This is a genomic window from Olsenella sp. kh2p3, from assembly GCA_900119625.1.
Classification (GTDB): Bacteria; Actinomycetota; Coriobacteriia; order Coriobacteriales; family Atopobiaceae; genus Tractidigestivibacter.
Map to the genome: position 1 here is coordinate 28,726 of FPKD01000004.1, position 19,738 is coordinate 48,463.

At 64.1% G+C, this 19,738-nt stretch carries 18 protein-coding genes; 17 read left to right on the forward strand and 1 reads right to left on the reverse strand.

Annotated features, from left to right (window positions below):
- The first annotated feature begins 6 nt into the window (after positions 1 to 6).
- The 16 genes from BT122_RS05990 to BT122_RS06065 all read left to right on the forward strand — a co-directional run bounded on the left by BT122_RS05990 (position 7) and on the right by BT122_RS06065 (position 18,177).
- Positions 7 to 288: an AbrB/MazE/SpoVT family DNA-binding domain-containing protein gene (locus BT122_RS05990; protein WP_072355080.1), complete on the forward strand. Its 282-nt coding sequence runs from the start codon at positions 7 to 9 to the stop codon at positions 286 to 288.
- Positions 275 to 592 carry a type II toxin-antitoxin system RelE/ParE family toxin gene (locus BT122_RS05995; protein WP_072355081.1) on the forward strand — a complete coding sequence of 106 codons (318 nt, stop codon included), beginning with the start codon at positions 275 to 277 and terminating at the stop codon, positions 590 to 592. The genes BT122_RS05990 and BT122_RS05995 overlap by 14 nt, the downstream gene beginning before the upstream one ends.
- 200 nt (positions 593 to 792) lie before the next feature.
- A complete protein-coding gene (rplM, locus tag BT122_RS06000; protein ID WP_032111288.1) occupies positions 793 to 1,233 on the forward strand; it encodes a 50S ribosomal protein L13 in 441 nt (146 codons plus the stop codon).
- A gap of 3 nt (positions 1,234 to 1,236) precedes the next feature.
- Positions 1,237 to 1,632 (forward strand): 30S ribosomal protein S9, encoded by a 396-nt coding sequence (rpsI, locus tag BT122_RS06005; protein ID WP_032111287.1) that lies wholly within the window; start codon positions 1,237 to 1,239, stop codon positions 1,630 to 1,632.
- Between the two features lie 318 nt (positions 1,633 to 1,950).
- Positions 1,951 to 3,288 (forward strand): phosphoglucosamine mutase, encoded by a 1,338-nt coding sequence (gene glmM, locus BT122_RS06010; protein WP_072355082.1) that lies wholly within the window; start codon positions 1,951 to 1,953, stop codon positions 3,286 to 3,288.
- Positions 3,289 to 3,463: 175 nt separating this feature from the next.
- On the forward strand, positions 3,464 to 5,314 hold the full coding sequence (gene glmS, locus BT122_RS06015) for a glutamine--fructose-6-phosphate transaminase (isomerizing) (protein WP_072355083.1): 1,851 nt from the start codon (positions 3,464 to 3,466) through the stop codon (positions 5,312 to 5,314).
- A gap of 3 nt (positions 5,315 to 5,317) precedes the next feature.
- A complete protein-coding gene (acpS, locus tag BT122_RS06020) occupies positions 5,318 to 5,920 on the forward strand; it encodes a holo-ACP synthase (RefSeq protein WP_083432347.1) in 603 nt (200 codons plus the stop codon).
- A gap of 6 nt (positions 5,921 to 5,926) precedes the next feature.
- The gene (locus tag BT122_RS06025) at positions 5,927 to 7,549 is read left to right on the forward strand and encodes a bifunctional ADP-dependent NAD(P)H-hydrate dehydratase/NAD(P)H-hydrate epimerase (RefSeq protein WP_072355084.1); all 1,623 of its coding nucleotides are present in this window, start codon (positions 5,927 to 5,929) and stop codon (positions 7,547 to 7,549) included.
- A gap of 11 nt (positions 7,550 to 7,560) precedes the next feature.
- Positions 7,561 to 8,718 (forward strand): alanine racemase, encoded by a 1,158-nt coding sequence (gene alr / locus BT122_RS06030; protein ID WP_072355085.1) that lies wholly within the window; start codon positions 7,561 to 7,563, stop codon positions 8,716 to 8,718.
- Between the two features lie 43 nt (positions 8,719 to 8,761).
- A complete protein-coding gene (locus BT122_RS06035; protein ID WP_032111463.1) occupies positions 8,762 to 9,379 on the forward strand; it encodes a uracil-DNA glycosylase in 618 nt (205 codons plus the stop codon).
- Between the two features lie 2 nt (positions 9,380 to 9,381).
- Positions 9,382 to 9,879, forward strand: a complete 498-nt coding sequence (gene tsaE, locus BT122_RS06040; RefSeq protein ID WP_072355086.1) for a tRNA (adenosine(37)-N6)-threonylcarbamoyltransferase complex ATPase subunit type 1 TsaE — start codon at positions 9,382 to 9,384, stop codon at positions 9,877 to 9,879.
- Between the two features lie 211 nt (positions 9,880 to 10,090).
- On the forward strand, positions 10,091 to 12,523 hold the full coding sequence (tsaD, locus tag BT122_RS06045) for a tRNA (adenosine(37)-N6)-threonylcarbamoyltransferase complex transferase subunit TsaD (protein WP_286130322.1): 2,433 nt from the start codon (positions 10,091 to 10,093) through the stop codon (positions 12,521 to 12,523).
- Between the two features lie 389 nt (positions 12,524 to 12,912).
- Entirely contained in the window at positions 12,913 to 13,860 is a 948-nt protein-coding gene (locus BT122_RS06050; RefSeq protein ID WP_286130323.1) for a transporter substrate-binding domain-containing protein, read from the forward strand.
- 33 nt (positions 13,861 to 13,893) lie between these two features.
- A complete protein-coding gene (locus BT122_RS06055; RefSeq protein WP_083432348.1) occupies positions 13,894 to 15,096 on the forward strand; it encodes an amino acid ABC transporter permease in 1,203 nt (400 codons plus the stop codon).
- Between the two features lies 1 nt (position 15,097).
- Positions 15,098 to 15,880 (forward strand): amino acid ABC transporter ATP-binding protein, encoded by a 783-nt coding sequence (locus BT122_RS06060; RefSeq protein ID WP_218161962.1) that lies wholly within the window; start codon positions 15,098 to 15,100, stop codon positions 15,878 to 15,880.
- 371 nt (positions 15,881 to 16,251) lie between these two features.
- A complete protein-coding gene (locus BT122_RS06065; RefSeq protein WP_072355088.1) occupies positions 16,252 to 18,177 on the forward strand; it encodes an NAD(+) synthase in 1,926 nt (641 codons plus the stop codon).
- Between the two features lie 72 nt (positions 18,178 to 18,249).
- On the opposite strand, the gene BT122_RS06070 is transcribed toward BT122_RS06065, so the two are convergent.
- Positions 18,250 to 18,828 carry a xanthine phosphoribosyltransferase gene (locus BT122_RS06070; RefSeq protein WP_072355089.1) on the reverse strand — a complete coding sequence of 193 codons (579 nt, stop codon included), beginning with the start codon at positions 18,826 to 18,828 and terminating at the stop codon, positions 18,250 to 18,252.
- A gap of 587 nt (positions 18,829 to 19,415) precedes the next feature.
- On the opposite strand from BT122_RS06070, the gene groES reads away from it, so the two are divergent.
- Positions 19,416 to 19,706 carry a co-chaperone GroES gene (groES, locus tag BT122_RS06075; protein WP_032111278.1) on the forward strand — a complete coding sequence of 97 codons (291 nt, stop codon included), beginning with the start codon at positions 19,416 to 19,418 and terminating at the stop codon, positions 19,704 to 19,706.
- The last annotated feature ends 32 nt before the right edge of the window (positions 19,707 to 19,738 follow it).

Below are 19,738 nucleotides of genomic sequence, written 5' to 3' on the forward strand. Positions count from 1 at the left end.
GTTGCAATGGCCTTGACCATGACTACTAAGCTCACCAAAGGTGGCCAGACAACCATTCCGAAAGAGATTCGCACCGCCTTGGGCATTGGCGATGAGGCGCGCGTGTGGTGGCGGCTCGATGGTGATCACGCAACTCTCTCGTCTGAACCGCCCCTGCCGAATACGGTTTCTTCTCACGAGGAGTTTTGGGATGGGATTGAGCTTGCCCTGTCTGATGTGGCGAGCGGGAGAACGCGCGACGCTCGTGAACTGTCTCGAGAGCTAAGAGAACGACATGGACTCAAATAACTATAGAGTGGAGGTTACAGACGCCTTTGCCGATGATATTGAGGAGGCAGTGACCTACTGCGAGACACAGTCAGGCAAACAGAGCGCCGCTCGTTTTCTCCAGAGATACGATTCTTTTCTAGAGCTTGTGTCCATGCTGCCTGGGCATGGCTCCCTCATCGGTGACTCGGGCCTGCGATGGCGTCAGCTGGGGGTGTTTATCGCCGTGTACCAGGTCGACGAAGCTGGCAGCGTGGTGACCCTTCTTCGCCTCTACCACCTCTCAACAAACTGGCGTTATCACATTCTGGGCAGTTCGGAGTAATGTGAACGCGCTGCTGCACCGCGCGTGAGGCAGGGTCCTTTCACTTGTCAAAATTGTGTGGAAAAAAAGCTCGCAAAACAGGGCGTCTATGGCTGTATACTTTTAAAGCTTTTCCACCCAGAGCCCCGTAACCTCTGTTTCGAAAAAGCACGGCGGCCTGTCCAGAGGCAGCCATTCAAGATGTGTGTAGGAGGAGTCAAGTGAAGAAGTCGACTCAGTTCGCCAAGACGGGCGAAGTCGAGCGCAAGTGGGTGCTCATCGACGCCGACGGCATGACGCTCGGTCGCCTCGCGACCCAGGCTGCCATGATTCTCCGTGGCAAGAACAAGCCCCAGTACACCCCCAATGCCGACACCGGTGACTTCGTGATTGTCATCAACGCCGACAAGGTCGTTCTTACCGGCAACAAGGCAAACACCAAGTCCTACTGGCGCTACTCCGGCTACCTCGGCGGACTCAAGACCGAGTCCTTCAAGGAGGCCATGGCCAAGCACCCCGAGCGCGTGATCGAGCACGCCGTCAAGGGCATGCTCCCCAAGACCACCCTTGGTCGCAAGCAGGGCATGAAGCTCAAGGTCTACGCTGGCCCCGAGCACCCGCACGCCGCTCAGAACCCCGTCAAGATCGATGTGGAGGCTTAACCGATGGCTGACAACACCGTTGTTTATACCGGCACCGGCCGTCGTAAGGAGGCTGTCGCTCGCGTCCGCCTCGTTCCCGGCACCGGCAAGATTGTCGTCAACGGCCGCGACGCTGCACAGTACTTTGGCCGTCAGCAGCTCGTTGACAACGCTGCTGCACCCCTCCGTCTGACCGAGACCGCCGAGTCCTTCGACGTCCTCGCCCGCTGCGATGGCGGCGGCATCAACGGCCAGTCCGGCGCTCTCCGCCTTGGCATTGCTCGCGCCCTTCTCCAGGCTGGCGAGTACCGCGAGGAGCTCAAGAAGGCTGGCTTCCTCACCCGTGACTCCCGTGCCGTCGAGCGCAAGAAGTACGGCCTCAAGAAGGCCCGCAAGCGCCCGCAGTTCTCGAAGCGCTAGGTTTTCTCGTCGCTTTGCCCCTTATCGGGACCCGCACTTGCTGCGGGTCCCGATTTTTAGTTGTCGGGCCTGCACCTGCCTTCCGTCCCCTTTGCCCCCACCTCCTTGCCGTTCTTTAGCGGTATTTGAGAATCGCGCTACTCGCCAACTGGGAAAACGCGGTGCTCGATTCTCAGAAACCGCTAAAGAATGGGGAGGCTGGGAGAAGGATGGACGCGCCGGAATTCGAGGGGCCCGCTCCCCACAGTGTGGCCACAGGTAACTGGTAAAATCACACCCGTCTGTGCACGACCGGTACCCCGAAACAAGGAGCGAGAAATGAAGTACTTCGGAACCGACGGCTTTAGGGGCAGGGCCAACGAGGGCCTCAATGTTGACCACGCCTATAAGATCGGGCGCTTCGTAGGCTGGTACTACGGTGCTCGTCGCGGCGCCAAGGCACGCGTGCTCATTGGCAAGGACACCCGCCGTTCGAGCTACATGTTCGAGTCCGCGCTGGTCGCAGGCCTGGTTGCCAGTGGCGCCGACGCCTACATGCTGCACGTCATCCCCACGCCTGGCGTTTCGTATGAGGTCATCGATGGCGGTTTTGACTGTGGCGTCATGATTACCGCAAGCCACAACCCCTTTACGGACAACGGCATCAAGCTCGTGAACCGCGAGGGCTACAAGATGGACGAGGACGTGCTCGAGCGGGTCGAGGACTACATCGACGGCAAGCTCGAGGTTCCTCTCGCCACCGGTGACGCCATTGGCTGCACCGTTGACTACATGCAGGGCCGCAACCGTTACATCGCGCACCTCATTGCCTCCTGCGGCTTCTCCATGCAGGGCGTCAAGGTGGGCCTGGACTGCGCAAACGGCGCCGCCTCCAGCGTTGCCCGCCCGGTCTTTGATGCCATGGGCGCCGAGACCCACGTCATCAACAACGCGCCCAACGGCTTCAACATCAACGTCGACTGCGGCTCGACCCATATCCAGCGCCTGCAGGACTTCGTCGTGCGCAACGGCCTCGACGTTGGCTTTGCCTACGACGGCGATGCCGATCGCTGCCTGGCCGTGGACGAGCGCGGCCGCCTGGTCGACGGCGACCTCATCCTCTACGTGTGCGGCACCTACATGGCAAAGCACGGGCGTCTTGCCAAGAACACCGTGGTTCCCACGGTGATGAGCAACTTTGGCTTCTTCAAGGCGCTTGACGCCGCCGGCATCTCCTACGAGAAGACCGCGGTGGGCGACAAGAACGTGTGGGCATGCATGATGGAGAACGGCTACACCCTGGGTGGCGAACAGTCCGGCCACATCATCTTTGGCGACCTCGAGAAGACCGGCGACGGCATCATGACGAGCCTTCGCATCATGGAGGTCCTGCGTGCCGAGCGCGAGAAGCTCTCCGAGCTCACGCGTCCCGTCACGCTTTATCCGCAGCAGCTCGTGAATGTGCGCGTTGCCGACAAGGACGCAGCCATGGCTGCGCCCGAGGTCAAGGAGGCTGTGACAGCGGCCGAGAAGTTCCTCGAGGGCAACGGTCGCGTGCTGGTGCGCGCTTCGGGCACCGAGCCCCTGGTCCGCGTGCTTGCCGAGGCTCCGGAGGAGCGCCTGTGCCAGGAGGCCAATGCCATTGTCCTCAAGGCCTTGGAGCCGTTCAAGGAGTAGGGCGCATCGCCTTGTCCGCGCCGCCGAGTTCCAAGCCCGGCGGCGTGGTTTCTCTCCGTCGATACCAGCTTGGCTACAGGGCCACCACCTGTGGCTGATAGACTCTATGCATCGTTTGCCAAGATGGCGCAAAAACGTGCACGCTAACCAAAAACTGTAAGCGAGGGGGCCAAACATGTGCGGAATCGTGGGATACACCGGCAAGAAGCAGGCTGCTCAGTTCCTTCTTGACGGGCTGGCAACGCTTGAGTACCGCGGCTATGACTCGGCAGGCGTCGAGGTTCTGTCGCCCGATGGAGAGCTCCATGGCGTGAAGTGCGCCGGTCGCGTCTCTATCTTGGCCGACCGCTGCAAGACCGCCAACCTCACGGGAACTACGGGCATCGCGCACACGCGCTGGGCCACTCACGGCGCTCCAACCGACAAGAACGCCCACCCGCACCTGGACTGCACCGGCCGCATTGCCATTGTCCACAACGGCATCATCGAGAACTACCGCGAGCTCCGCAGCTACCTGGCGCGCAATGGCCACACCTTTGCCTCCGACACAGACTCCGAGGTCGTGGCGCACCTCGTCGAGGACGCGTGGGCCGGCCCCTGCAAGGGCGATCTGGTTGCTGCCGTGAGCAACGCCGTGAGCCGCCTTGAGGGCTCCTGGGCGCTCGCCGTTGTGTGTGCCGACGCCCCCGGCCAGCTTGTCGTTGCACGCAATGGCTCGCCGCTCGTGGTGGCCTCCACGCCCGAAGGCGCCTACGCAGCCTCCGACGTCACGCCGCTTGCAAGCGTGACGTCTCATGTCGTCCAGCTCGAGAACGGCCAGATTGCACGCCTCGAGGAGTCCGGCAAGGTGACCGTCTACGACTCCGAGGGCACTACCGTTGAGCACCCCAGCACCTTCGACATCGACTGGGATGCCTCGGCCGCAACGCTCGGTGGCTACGCCGACTTCATGGAGAAGGAGATCTCTGAGCAGCCCGAGGCTATCGAGCGCCTGCTCAAGGGCCGCCTGGGCGAGAAGGGCATCCTCCTTGACGAGCTGCGCATGAGCGAGAAGGACCTTGCGGCCGTGGACCGCATCTTCATCATTGCCTGCGGCACTTCCTACCACGTGGGGCTTATCGCCCGCACCCTCATCCAGACCTGGGCGCACGTTCCGGTTGTCTGCGAGTATGCGTCCGAATTCAACTACGAGCAGGACGTCCTCATCACCGACCATACCCTCTGCCTGATCATCACGCAGTCCGGCGAGACAGCAGATACCCTCACGGCGGCACGCCGCATGAAGGGCATGGGCTGCAAGGTCTTCGCCGTGACCAATGTGCTGGGCTCCTCCGCCGCGCGCGAGTCTGACGGCGTGCTCTACGTGCAGGCTGGCCCGGAGGTCTGCGTGTGCTCCACCAAGGCCTACACCGCCCAGATGGTGGCCTGCGCGCTCTTTGCGCTGCGCTTGGCGCAGGCCAACGGCCACATGGACGCCGCCGAGGTGAGCGGCCACTACGCCGATCTTGCCACGCTGCCTGACCTTATCCGCACCGTGCTCTCCCGTGCCTGGCAGGACAAGCAGGCTGCGACCGTCTTCCGCCGCGCTCACTCTGCGCTGTTCCTCGGCCGCGGCGTCAACTCCACCACTGCCTACGAGGGCGCGCTCAAGCTCAAGGAGATTAGCTACCTGCACGCTGAGGCATATCCTGCGGGCGAGATGAAGCACGGCCCCATCGCCCTGCTCGAGCCTGGCTTCCCGGTGGTGGCCATCGTCCCCGAGGACCGCGTGCACGACAAGACCGTCTCGAACATCCAGGAGGTCATCGCCCGCGGCGCCACCTGCGTGGCGGTAGCCACCGACGGTGACGAGTCCGTGGCCTCGCTCTGCGAGCACGTGCTGTGGATTCCGCCTGTGGAGGACGAGCTTCTCGTCCCCATTGTTGCCGTTGTTCACCTGCAGGTGCTGGCTCGCTACGTTGCCCGCTCGCGTGGGTGCGACGTGGACAAGCCCAGGAACCTCGCCAAGTCCGTCACGGTGGAGTAGCGCATGGCCCTGGCTGGCATTGGCGTCGACATGCTCGAGATTTCGCGCATGGAGCGCACCATGCGCCGCAGGCCGTCGTTTCTCCGCCGCGTGTTTACGGAGGAGGAGCGCTCCTACTGCGACGCATGCGCGCGCCCGGCCGAGCATTACGCGGCGCGTTTTGCGGCGCGAGAGGCAGTTGTCAAGGCGCTGGGCACGGGCTTCTCGAACGGCGTGGGTTTCTCGGATGTCTCGGTGACCATGGACGCGCAGGGAAGGCCCCGTGCGCTGCTTACCGGCCGCGCCGCCCAGATTGCCCGCGAGGGTGGCGTGCGTGAGGTGGCGCTTTCTCTCTCGTACACGCGCGACGTGGCGGTTGCCAACGCCGTGGCAGTGACAGACGAGGTTCGTCCCCAGCCCGATGACCGTCCCGACCCGGAGCGCGAGCTTGCTGCCTCGTTTCGTGAAGCGCGTTCTGTGTTGGATGAGCTTGAACAGGCGCAAGATGGGATAATGGCTGGCGTGCCGGGAGAGCATTCCGTCGCCGACACCCAGATGACACAAGAGGAAGGCGATGCCGGGGGAGCCGCGGATTTATCCGCGCCGGCCGAGCCAGCCAAGGAGTAGAACGATATGCAGCCCGTACTCAACGTCGAAGACGTCAAGCGCGTAGAGGTCGCGCTCACCCGTGTGGGTGTGAGCATCTCCGAGCTCATGCACCGTGCAGGATGCGCCGCAGCACAGGAGGCGCTTGCCCTGGGTGACGTCCAGAATGCCGTGATTCTTGCCGGTATGGGCAACAACGGAGGCGATGGCTGGGTTGCAGCCGAGGCCCTGCTCGCCCATGGTGTCAACGTGAAAGTGGTTACGCCCATCGAGCCAGACCAGCTCTCCGGCGACCTAGCGCGCCAGGTGGCGCAGCGCGCCGTACGCGCGGGCGTCTCTACGCTGGTGGGGCCGTCCCGCGACGAGCTCGAGGGGCTTCTCTCGGCCTCTGACGTGGCGCTTGACTGCATGCTGGGCACGGGCTTTCACGGCGAGGTTCGAGCCCCCTTCGACATCTGGATTGACTGCGTGAACAGCTCGGGCGTGCGCGTGGTGGCCGTGGATGTGCCCAGTGGCCTTTCTGCCCAGACGGGGCAGGCGCCTGGCGCCTGCGTGGTTGCGGACCTCACGGTGACCATGCTGTGCCTGAAGCCCGGCCTTCTCGCCGACGACGGCCGCGACGTGTGCGGCTCAATTGTCGTGGCGCCGCTTGCCGAGCAGACCGAGCAGATTGTGGTCGAGGCAGATCCGGTGGCCTGGCGCACCGACCTCGAGGACTACCTCGACGTGATGGTGCCGCCAACCACGGCCGTCGACAAGTTCTCTCGTGGCTCGGTGCTTGTTGTGGGCGGGTCCTCTCGCTTTGTGGGCGCGCCCATCTTGGCTGCCCGCGCGGCCGCCCGCGCGGGTGCCGGCTACGTGACCCTGGCCGTGCCCGCGTGCATCGTGCCGCAGGTACAGGCACATGTGCTGGAGATTCCCGTGGTGGGGCTGCCCTGCGACGAGGACGGCACCATCTCCAAGGAGGCCGTGCCCATAGTGACCAAGCTGGCCGAGAAGCGCTCGGCGGTTCTCGCCGGCCCAGGCATGCGCGTCTCTGGCGGCACCGTTGCCGTTGTCTCAGCTCTTCTCGCATCTCCCACCCCGCTTGTGCTCGACGCGGACGCACTCAACTGCATCGCCCGTCTTACCTCGGGCAAGCTGCAGGACTTCCCGGAGATTCTCCGGAGGAGCACGCCGCTGGTGCTCACGCCGCACCGCCGCGAGCTTGGCCGCTTGGTAGGCAAGGAGGAGAACCCGCCCGCCTCGCTCGTGGACCAGCTTGAGGACGCGCGCAAGATCGTGTGGTCCGACGGTGGCTCCGAGCTGGTTGTGGTTGCCAAGGGCACTGCAACCGGCTGCGTGGGCGTCGAACAGGCCATACTTCCCAAGCCCGGTCCCGCGGCGCTTGCCACGGCAGGCTCGGGCGACGTCCTGGGTGGCATCATTGTCTCCAAACTCGCGCAGACCTACGGTCGCGTGGACAACCTGCCCCTTCTCTGCGCCCTCTCCTGCGAGCTTCACGGCTATGCCGCAACGCTTGCGACGGAGCGCATGGGCTCGAGGGGCGTCATGGCCTCGGACATCATCGACGAGCTGGGCATTGCAGACGACGCACTGGGGGAGCGCGTGACCTTCCCCGACGCCGACAACGGTGACGAGAACAACTAGGGAGCGAAGGCATGGCAGTTCAGAGCCCTGCAAGCAGGTGGGCTTGGGTTGAGGTTGACCTCTCGGCCCTCAAGCGGAACACGCGCAAGTTCAAGGCGCTCCTGGAGCCTGGCGTCAAGATGATGTGCGTCGTGAAGTCTGACGCCTATGGTCACGGGGCAGAGCGCTGCGTGCGTGCCATGCACTCTGCCGGTGCCGACCAGTTTGCTGTGGCTACTGTCGAGGAGGGCGTGAAGCTGCGCCAGGCGGGCATCGAGTGGCCAATCCTCATGCTCTCCGAGCCACCCATGGACTGCGTGCAGACGCTTGTGGACTATGACATCATGCCATCGGTCTACACGTCCGAGTTTGCCCTTGCGCTGGGCGAGTGCGCTGCCGCGTCGGGTAAGGTGGCTCGCTACCACCTGGCCGTGGACACCGGCATGACGCGCATTGGCGTGCGTCGCGAGGACGTGCTTGAGCTGAGGCGCACCATCGACTTTCACCGCGGGCTCGAGTGCGCGGGCATGTTCACGCACTTCGCAACTGCCGATGCCATTGACGATTGGGACTTTGCCCTGCAGCTCAACCGGTTCAACGAGGCCGTCCAGATCGTGCGCGAGGCCGGCCTGGAGACCGGGCTTGTCCACTGCGACAACACGCCGGGCACGGTTCTGCATCCCGAGTGCCACTACGACATGTGTCGCGTGGGCGTTGGCCTCTACGGCCTGCAACCGGCCGAGACCACGGCGCCGCGCATCCAGCTTGAGCCGGTCATGAGCGTACGCGGGCGCGTCACCCGCGCCATCTACCCCAGCGTGGGCGATGGCGTGGGATATGGACTCACCTGGCGCGTTCCCAAGCAGAACATGCAGGTGGCAACCGTGCCCATTGGGTATGCCGATGGCCTTGCGCGCACGCTCTCCAACAACATGGACGTCATTGTGAACGGTGCGCGCTGCCGCCAGGTTGGCCGCATCTGCATGGACCAGTTCATGTTTGCGGTAGACGTGAACAACGCCCGCGCGTACCGACCCGCTAAGCCGGTCGAGATGGGCGATGTGGTGACCGTCATCGGACGCGACGGTGACGAGGAGATCACCGCCGACGAGATGGCAAAGCTTCGCGACACCATCAACTACGAGGTCGTATGCGACTTTGGCATGCGTCTCGAGAAGGTCTATGTCTAGGCGCCGGCGTGAACGCGCCAGCCTCTTGGAGGGCGATGGAGAGATGTCGGTGATGCACATCCCCGGCCATGAGCACCAGGGTCCGCAGGAGGTCACGCTCGAGGAGATTCGCGCCGTCATGGGCAACTGCCAGCTCTGCCCCTTAGGGCAGACGCGCACCAACCTCGTGTTTGGCGTGGGCAATCCCAACGCGCGCGTTATGTTCGTGGGCGAGGGCCCTGGCAGAAATGAAGACCTGCAGGGCGAGCCCTTCGTGGGTGCCGCCGGGCACAAGCTCGACTCGCTCCTCTCGGTTGCCGGCCTTACGCGCGACCAGATCTACATTGCCAACGTGGTGAAGTGCCGCCCGCCCGGAAACCGTAACCCCAAGCCCGAGGAGATTGCGGCCTGCTCGCCCTTCCTGCGCGAGCAGATCCGTTCCGTGTGGCCGGACGTCCTTGTCTGCCTGGGGAACTTTGCTTCTCAATTTGTGCTGCGCACCGAGGCGGGGGTCACGTCGCTGCGCGGCAAGCTGTACCAGACCGGGCACTTTGTGGTGTGCCCTACGTTTCACCCGGCGGCCTGCATCTACCACTCGGACTGGCAGCCGCTTCTCGAGAGTGACCTTGCAATGGTTGGCCAGTGGCTGCGGGACAACCCGCCTGGTCCGGGGAAGGAGTAGCCGTGGCACGAGAGGCGTCGTTTAGGTCCACGTCGCAGGAGGAGACCATCGCGCTCGGCCGCGTGCTGGGCGGGCTTCTCCACGAGGGAGACGTGCTGGTGCTTACGGGAGACCTGGGGGCGGGAAAGACCCAGCTTACCAAAGGCATTGCCGCGGGCATGGGCGTGACGGCGGATGTCACCAGCCCCACCTTCACTATCGAGATGGTCTACCACGGGCGCGAGATGGACCTCGACCACTTTGACCTCTACCGCCTTGACCGCCCGGAACAGCTCGAGGACACCGGCCTCTTTGATGTGCTGGGCGCCGATGGCGTCTGCGTGATTGAGTGGGGCGAGCAGTTTGCCGGCGAGATTGGCGACGCGCGCGTGGACGTGTTCGTCACGCGCCTGGATGCCGAGGCGGCGCCGGGGGAGGAGCCCCCGCGCGAGGTGCGCTTTGTTGCGCATGACGCCCGTGGCGAGGAGCTGGTGGACGCGCTGGTGGCGGCCGCGGCGTAGGCGGGGGTTGCTTCTCCGTGCGGGAGTTGTTCCGCCGTTTTTGTACACATAACGGCGTTCAGTAAGCCGATTTCGTCGAATTCCTTCTCAACAGCTCCCGGCGAGAATCGCGTGTGCTCTGGGGGTAGCGCGGCGCCCGCCGACGCCTGCCCGCATTGCCCGCGCTACACTATCCCTCGTGATAATGCCACGTCTCTGGAGTCAGATGAGAATGACGAGCGATACCAACACCAAGGGTCTGGCCCTTGCCATCGATACGTCCACCGACATGCTTGCGTGCGCAGTGGTTTCCTGGGAGCCTGGCTCGGCTCCCCGCGTCCTTGCGGCGTGCGACCACATGTGCCGCCGCCAGGCCAACGTCGAGCTGGTCTCCACAGCGCTCGCGGCGCTCGAGGACTGCGGCCACACCATGGTTGACCTCGACCGCATTCTGGTGGGGCGCGGCCCCGGCAGCTTCACGGGCGTGCGCATTGGCATCGCCACGGCCAAGGGTCTCTCGTGCGGGCTCTCCAAGCCGCTCCACGGCGTCTCGGTTCTCGACGCCACGGCATGGGGCGCCTGGCAAGCCGGCGTGCGCGGGCTTCTCGCCGTGGCGGACGACGCCATGCGTGGCGAGGTCTACCCCGGCATCTACCAGCTGGATGACGCCGGTGCGCATCGCACCTTCGCCACCGAGACTGTCTGCAAAGCCGACGAGTGCGTGGCTACGTGGTCGGCGCGCGAGGACGCGTCCCGGCTTGTCCTTACGGGCAACGGGCTCAAGAAGTACCGCGCGCGCTTTGAGGCGGCCGGCTTCACGAACATCCTGGACGAGACCCTGTGGTATCCCACGGGCGAGGGCCTGGCGCTAGCCGCGGCCGCGTCGCCCCTGGACTCCGGGGATCCGGCGCTTGTGCTGCCCATCTACACGCGCCTCTCGGACGCCGAGGAGAACGAGCGCAAGCGCCTGGGCCTCAAGGCGCCCGCAAGCGTCGAGGTCACGGGTGTGGATGACGCGCTGGCCGACAGGCACCTGCAGCTGCGTCCCATGTCGGTGAACGATCTGCCTGCCGTCGCGGCGCTGGAGGCCGCGGCCTTCTCGGTCTCCTCTCACACGCCTTGGACCGAGAAACTCTTCTACGAGGAGCTCTCACAGCCGGGCCGAAGCTGGTGGGTGGCGCACGACCTGGGCCGCATCATCGGCTTTGCCGGCGGCATGATGGCCGGCGACGACTTCGAAATTTGCGACGTTGCCGTGGAGGAGGGGCACCGTCGCCAGGGCGTGGCGTCACGCCTGGTGGCGCGCCTGTGCTACGACGCACATGTTCTCAACGCAAAGACCGCTTCGCTCGAGGTAGACGAGAAGAACGAGCCTGCCCGGGCTACCTACGACCACCTGGGCTTTGTTGAGGTTGGCCGCCGTCCGGGCTACTACGCATCCGACCACGACGCGCTTATCCTGCGCGCGGAGCTGCCGCTTGCGGGTGACGTCGAGGCCCTGGGCAAGCGCCCCGAGCCGCACGCCTCCATCCGCCCGTGGCCCATTCTCGCCGGGCCGAGAGACGCCGCGTGCAAGGAGGCCCTGGCTGCTGCCGGTGACTTGGTCCTCTCGATAGAGTCTTCCTGCGACGAGACGGCCGTGGCCGTGGTGGACTCCCGTGGTGCCGTGTGCGCAAGCGTGGTTGCCACCTCGATTGACTTCCATGCCCGATTTGGCGGCGTGGTACCAGAGATAGCCAGCCGCAAGCACGTCGAGGCCATCGTGGGCGTCTACGAGGAGGCCATGGCGCAGGCGGGTGCGCACTTTGGCTGCGACACCCTTACTGCCGCGGACCTCTCCGCCGTTGGCGTCACCGCCGGTCCGGGCCTTGTGGGGGCTCTCGTAGTGGGCGTGGCGTTTGCCAAGGGTCTCTGCGCCTCAACGGATCTGCCGCTCATTGCGGTGCACCATCTTGAGGGGCACCTTCTCGCCAACCTCTTCGAGACGCCGGATTTGAAGCCGCCCTTTGTGGCAAGCCTGGTCTCTGGTGGCAACACCATGCTTGTCTACGTGCGCGGATGGGGCGACTACCAGATCCTGGGCACCACCATCGATGACGCTGTGGGCGAGGCCTTCGACAAGGTGGCCAAGGCGCTGGGCCTGGGATACCCCGGAGGCCCGGTGATCAGCCGGCTTGCCGCCAAGGGCAACCCGCGTGCCATTCACTTCCCGCGCGCGATGATGCACAGCGGTGACTACCAGTTCTCGCTCTCTGGCCTCAAGACGGCCGTCATCACCTACATCGAAGGCGAGAACCGCGCCGGCCGGCCCATCGACCTGCCCGACCTTGCGGCCTCCTTCGAGGCGGCGGTCATTGACGTGCAGGTTGCCAAGGCCGTGACGGCAGTCGAGCAGACGGGCGTCTCGGACTTCTGCGTGGGCGGCGGCGTCGCCGCAAACCCGCAGCTGCGTGAGGCGTACCGCGAGGCCTTTGGCAAGCGCGGCGTCCGCGTGACCGTGCCGCCCATGCGGGCCTGCGGTGACAACGCGGCAATGATCAGCGTCGCGGCGCTGAGAAGCTATCGGGCGCGCAACTTCGCGCCGCTCACGCTCGACGCCGACCCCAACGCGCCTCTTGGTGCCTGGTCCACGACCGACGCCCCCATTCCGCCCAGCTGGGAATGAGACAAAGGGAGTTTCCCTTTGTCTCATGCGCGGCGACTGGCGCTACACATTCGCGCAACGAATCTGTAGCGACCTGCGCGCGTCACAAATTCGGAGACGAATCTGTAGCGGAGAGGCTCCTCTGGCAGGGCTCCTCTAGTCTCATGTGCTTGCATGGGCAATAGCATCAAATATCAAATCAATTGCTCTGCTTAGTGAAAGTCCCCATTGTTACCTCACTGTGACTATCGGGGCACGTCGCGACCAGAGGAGTATCGTTGCCGTGTGCGCGTAACTTTCTCGCATCGGGTCGCATGTGCGCGTCTCGCTTGCAAGGGGGAGGGGAATGGGTCCCCTCCGGTTGCGTCGCGCGAAAGGGGAACAGCGGGGATCGTCCAGGGAGGACCACCATGAAGAAGCATCCCATCCAGCACGCGTCTGGCTCATTTTCTCGTCGAGACTTTCTCAGGGCCTCGGGCATCACGGCCCTCACCGTTGGAGGGATGACCGTCCTCACGGCATGCGGCCCTGCCGCCCAGTCGAGCGACGCATCCGCAAGCTCCTCCACAACCTCCTCCACCAGCAGTGACACCTCCTCGTCAGACTCCCTCAAGCTGGGCGACGGCAAGACCCTGCGCGTGGGCATGGAGGCGGCCTACGCCCCCTACAACTGGCAGGAATCCTCGGCCAGCGACACCACCATCCCCATCGAGAACGTCGACGGCGCCTATGCCGACGGCTATGACGTACAGGTGGCCAAGAAGATTGCCGACGCGCTGGGCATGGAGCCCGTCGCGGTGAAGATGGAGTTTGGCAGCCTGGTTGACTCGCTGGTCAATGGCCAGATTGACATCATCTGCGCTGGCATGTCCGTCACAGATGAGCGCGCGCAGTCCGCGGACTTCTCCGATTCCTACATCGACGATGAGGTCATCATGGTCGTCAAGCAGGACTCGCCCTACGCTGATGCCACCAAGCTCTCGGACTTCTCGGGCGCCTCGGTCCTTGGCCAGAAGGACACCTTCTACGACGACCTCATCGACCAGATCCCCAACGTCAACCACCTCACGCCGGTGGCCACGGTGCCGCTGGTGGTCGACGGTCTTATGAACGGCACCTGCGACGCCATCACCTTCTCGTCCCTCTCGCTGCCGCGCCTGCTCAAGGACTATCCCACCCTCAAGAAGGTTGACCTTGCCGACGGCGAGGGCTTCACGGACGCCTCCAACCCCGACAACGCGGCCATCGCCAAGGGTCAGGATGCGGTTCTCGCCAAGATCAACGAGGTCATCGACGGCATCTCGGCGGACGAGCGCCAGAGCATGTGGGATGACTGCATGGACCGCCAGCCCGCATAGCGCGCGTTGCACACAGCAGGGAGAAGCAAGAACATGTCAGATGCACCATCAATTCCGGCGACAACCCGGCGCGCCCGTTTTGCGGCGTGGCTGCGCCGAGACCACCGCTACGTCCTTCTTGGCACCTCCGCCGTCGCGTTTGTGGGGATGTGGTTCTCCAGCCAGCCGCGTCCGGCGCTGAGCTTCCTCGCCCATGCCTTCACGGTCGAGGTCGTGATGTACTACGTGCTGGCCGCGTGGCTGGTGCTCTCGGCGGTGGGGCTTGTCTTCAAGCTCACGCACTGGAATACGTATGGCCAGGTGGCGCCTTTCGTGAAGCCCGGTGCGCGTCGGGCGCTGCGCCTGGGGTCCTACGTGATCTGGGCGCTCGCCATCGTGCTCTTTGTTGACCGTGCGGTCATGGGCTTTGCGAGCGCCTGGGCCGCCGCCGCGGCTTCCTCTGGGATGCCGCAGGATGACATGCTCACGCAGATCCTCTACATGTTCCAGCAGGGCTACGCCACGTACCTGCAGGGCATCCTCACGACTATCGAGCTTGCCGTCTTTGGCACGGCCATCGCCTTTGTGCTGGCAATGCTTCTGGTCTTTGTGCGCATCCAGCGCATTGACCGCCCCGACAACGATTTCGTCCGCTTCTGGAAGAAGGTGGGCGTGGGCTTTGCCAAGGTCTACAGCACCGTGGTTCGCGGCACGCCCATGCTGGTCCAGGGCGTCATCATCTACTACGCCGGGTTTGGCCTGTTCAGCGGCTCGGGCATGTCTGTGACCGAGATCAACGCCGTGTGGTCGCGCTTCATTGCCGGCCTGGTGGTCATCTCGCTTAACTCCACCGCGTACATGATGGAGGTCCTGCGCGGCGGCATCGAGTCGGTCGACAAGGGCCAGATGGAGGCTGCGCGCTCGCTGGGCCTCTCGCAGTGGCAGGCCATGGTCAAGGTCGTCTTCCCGCAGGGCATTCGCTACGCCATTCCCGGCCTCTCCAACGAGTTGGTCATCAACATCAAGGACTCTTCGGTCCTCTCGGTGATTGGCGTGTTTGACCTGGCATTTGCTGCCTCGACCATCGCGGGCATCTACTACAAGCAGCTGAACGCCTATCTCGTCATTGCGGTCTTCTACCTCATCATGACGGCAACGGCGTCGTGGCTTCTGGGCAAGCTTGCCAAGCGGCTCGACGCAAAGACCGAGCCCGTGCTGGGCGTGTCCAACCAGATGAAGGCAGGAGGCGAGAAGTAGCATGGCAGACGAGAAGAACGTGGGCGCCGCCGCTGCGGACGCCGCCAATCCCCAGGAGGCCGTGGTTCGCGTCGAGGGGCTGCAGAAGTCCTTTGGCACCAATGTGGTCCTTCGAGGCATTAACCTTACCGTGATGCCCGGCCAGGTGGTGACCATCATCGGTGCCTCCGGATCCGGCAAGTCAACGCTTCTGCGCTGCATCAACCTGCTCGAGACGCCGGATGCCGGCCACGTGTGGTTCCACGGCAAGGACCTTGCTGCCGAGCACGTGGACATCAACGCCCTGCGTGAGAAGATCGGCATGGTCTTCCAGAGCTTTAACCTGTTCAACAACATGAACGTGCTGGACAACTGCACGCTTGCGCCGGTGACCCTCAAGAAGATGACCAAGGAGCAGGCCGAGAAGGTCGCGCTGGCCAACCTCGACTCCGTGGGCCTTGCGGACTTTGCCGGGGCCGACGTCAACACGCTCTCTGGCGGGCAGAAGCAGCGCGTGGCCATCGCCCGCGCGCTCTGCATGAAGCCCGACCTCATGCTCTTCGACGAGCCTACCTCGGCTCTCGACCCCGAGATCTCCGGCGAGGTCCTCGAGGTCATGCGCCGTCTAGCCTCGCAGGGCATGACCATGGTCGTGGTGACGCACGAGATGGCGTTCGCGCGCAGCATCTCCGACGAGGTCGTGTTCATGGACAAGGGCGTTATTGCCGAGAAGGGCAGCCCCGAGAAGATCTTCACCAATCCCGAGAAGCCCCGCACCCGCGAGTTCCTCGCCCGGTACCTGTAGGGCCTCGTCGCCGCTGCCCTGCTTTTTCTGTCCGCTTCCGAAATCTGCCCTCCGGCGTCATTTTGGCGCCGGAGGGCACGTTGTCGCAGCGACTGCGTACGGAAACGCCGCTGCGGCGTCATTTTGGCGCCGGAGGGCACGTTGTCGCGGCAATCACGTACAACAGGGGCTCTCGGGCGCCATATTCTCGCCGAAGACGCGCTTTTCTCCTTCTCAACCTGCGAGAAGCGCTGTTCCGGGGTCGCTGGTTACCGTGCCATCCGTCCATGCGATGCGCTACCCTTAGGTCTTATACGGGCGGGCCTCTCGTCCCAGACGGCAAGATCCCGGCCCGCATCAGCGAAGTCCCCCGGAAGACCCTGGAGGGAAAGATGCAGGACGGATTCGTGAAGGTTGCGGCAAGGACGCCCGAGGTCCGTGTTGCGGACGTGGAGTACAACATGGCCTCCTGCCTGCGGCAGATCGATGCGGCCATCGAGGAGGGCGCGCGCGTCATCGTGCTGCCGGAACTCTGTGTGACGGCGTATACCTGCGAGGACCTCTTCTGGCAAGACGCGCTTCTTGACGCTGCCGAGAAGGCCGTGGGGATAATCGCCCAGCGGACCTCCCACATCGATGCGCTGGTGCTTCTCGGCGCGCCAGTCCGCACCAACGCCAAGCTCTACAACTGCGCGATAGCCCTTGCCCACGGATGCGTGCTGGGCATCGTTCCCAAGCGGGCTATCCCCACCTACAACGAGTTCTACGAGTCTCGTCACTTCTCGGTGGGGCCCAAGGACTGCGTGCCCGTGGACTTTGCTGGCTTCTCGGGCGTGCCCTTTGGCACCCGTCAGCTCTTCGCCTGCGACGAGTTGCCGCAGCTCGTGGTGGCCGCCGAGATCTGCGAGGACCTCTGGATTCCAAACCCACCCTCGACCGATCACGCGCTGGCGGGGGCCACGCTTATCTGCAACCTCTCGGCGTCCAACGCTATCGTTGGCAAGGCTGACTACCGTCGCAGCCTCGTTACTGGGCAGTCGGCACGTCTCATCTGCGGATACGTGTACGCATCGGCGGGTGCGGGCGAATCCACGCAGGATCTGGTCTTTGGCGGCCACGACATGGTTGCCGAGAATGGCCGCATGCTTGCGGAGGCGGAGCCTTTTGGGAGCGGTGCCGCAACAAGCGAGGTTGACGTGGCCTTTCTCTGCGAAGAGCGCCGTCGCATGTCCACCTTTGTCACGGCTCCGGCTCCCGAGGCGATGGGCTATACGGTCACGCACTTCTCGCTTACGCTCAGCCTTACCACGCTCACGCGCTTTGTCGACCCGCACCCGTTTGTGCCCTCAGACGCAGAGCGCCGTGCCGAGAGGTGCGAGGACGTCCTGAGCATCCAGGCGCGCGGTCTGGCCAAGCGCCTTGCGCACACGCGCTCGAGCCACGTGGTGATTGGCGTCTCGGGGGGACTTGATTCCACGCTGGCGCTTCTGGTGTGTGCCCGTGCGTTTGACCTGCTTGACCTGGACCGCATTGGCATCATTGCCGTGACCATGCCCGGGTTTGGCACCACCGGACGCACGCACGGCAACGCCACGACGCTGGCTGACGTCCTCGGTTGCGATCTGCGCGAGGTCAACATCTCCGACGCCGTGCGCCAGCACTTCTCCGATATTGGCCATGACGAGTCCGTCCACGACGTGACGTACGAGAACAGCCAGGCGCGCGAGCGCACGCAGGTGCTCATGGACATTGCCAACCAGGAGGGCGGCCTGGTGGTTGGCACCGGTGACCTCTCCGAGCTGGCACTTGGCTGGGCCACCTACAACGGCGACCACATGTCCATGTACGCCGTCAACGCGAGCGTGCCCAAGACCCTCGTGCGTCACCTTGTGCGCTACGTGGCCGACACCTGCGGAAACGACGAGGAGGCCCAGGTCCTCTACGACGTCTTGGACACACCCGTCTCGCCGGAGCTTTTGCCTGCCGAGAAGGACGGCACCATCGCTCAGCGCACCGAGGACCTTGTTGGCCCCTACGAGCTGCACGACTTCTTCCTGTACGAGGTCCTGCGTCGCGGGACGCCGCCGCGCAAAGCGTACCGCCTGGCACGCTACGCGCTTGGCGACACCTACGATGACGCAACGATCCTCAAGTGGGAGAAGACCTTCTACCGGCGCTACTTTGCCCAGCAGTTCAAGCGCAGCTGCCTGCCGGATGGACCAAAGGTTGGCTCGGCGGCCGTCTCGCCCAGGGGAGACCTGCGCATGCCGTCGGATGCCTGCGCCGCGCTCTGGCTGCGCGAACTGGAGGAGCTATAAAAGAGAGGGGCCCGCAGCGTGCGGGCCCCTTGCTTGTGCGGTTGGGTTTGACGCATCACCTGATGCGGGCGGCTACTCGAACTCAATCTCGCCGGTCTTTGCGTCCATGGACTTCACGATGGCGAGCGACTCCACATCAAAGCCCTTCTCGCGCAGGCGCTTGCCGCCGGGCTGGAAGCCCTTCTCGACGGCGATGCCAATGCCCTCGACAATGGCGCCGGCCTGCTCGCAAATCTCGATGAGGCCGTCGAGCGCGCACCCGTTGGCCAGGAAGTCATCGATGATGAGGACGTGCTCGCCCTTATTGAGGAAGCGCTTGGCAACAATGACTGTGTTGTCGTTGCCGTGGGTGTAGCTGTGCACGCGGGCAACGTACTGCTCGCCATCAAGGTTGATGGACTGCGACTTGCGCGCGAAGACCACGGGGGCGTTGTTGAAGCGCGTGGCTGCGACGCAGGCAATGCCAATGCCCGAGGCCTCGATGGTCAGAATCTTGTCGACAGGCCGGCCGGCAAAGCGCCGCGCCCACTCGTCACCCATGTCCGCGTACAGCGCGACATCGCACTGGTGATTGAGAAAGCTGTCCACCTTGAGCACGTTGCCCTCGCGGACAATGCCCTCCTGCTTGATCCTCTCCTCGAGCTCCCGCATGCAATCCCCGTTTCCTCGGCGCCTGACGTGCATCCCATTGTACGCATTGCGAGCAAGCTTAATATCACGAGCTGCGGTGATTTGCTGCGGGCGGGGGATGGCGGCGGATGGCGGGTGTTGACGGGAAGTGCGTCTCCGGCGAGAAAGCGGCGCCCGAAGATGCGTTATCGCAGCGATCGCGTACGAAACCCCTGTTCGGGCGCCGAATTGACGCCCGAATGCGCGTTGCCGCAGCAATCGCGTACGAAACCCTCGCTCCGGCACCAAAAATGACGCCCGAAGGCGCGTTGCCGCAGCGATTGCGTACAAAAGGGCTTCTCGGGCGGCAAAACGACGCCGAAAGGCGCGATTCCGCACGGACCGCGCGCAAGCAACCCCTGCGCGAAGGCCGAGAGATGCGCCCCGCCGCGCCCCTAGTTCCTCACCAGTTAGAAAATCTAAGTCTCATTCGTAAGATTTTTCTCATCTCGACGGTATAACCCCAACCGGATGGGTACATAGTTGAGCGTTGGATTGGATGGCGCGGCCACGCGCCCGCCGTCACAGGTTCAAGCGCCGTACGGCGCCCTAAAAGGAGGTTCTTGGTTATGACTCTTAAGCCGCTGGGAGACCGCGTCCTCGTCAAGCCCGCACCCAAGGAGGAGAAGACCTCTTCTGGTCTCTACATCTCCTCGGGCGCCCAGGAGAAGCCGCAGCGCGGCAAGGTCGTCGCCGTGGGCGAGGGCAAGCGCGATCAGGACGGCAACCGCATTCCCGTTGACGTCAAGGCCGGCGACGAGGTGTTCTACGGCAAGTTTGGTGGCAACGAGGTCAAGGTCGACGGCGAGGACTTCCTGCTTCTCCGCGCGGATGACATCTACGCCATCATTGAGGAGTAGCTCGCGAGGCAACTTCGCCCGCATCGCTTTAG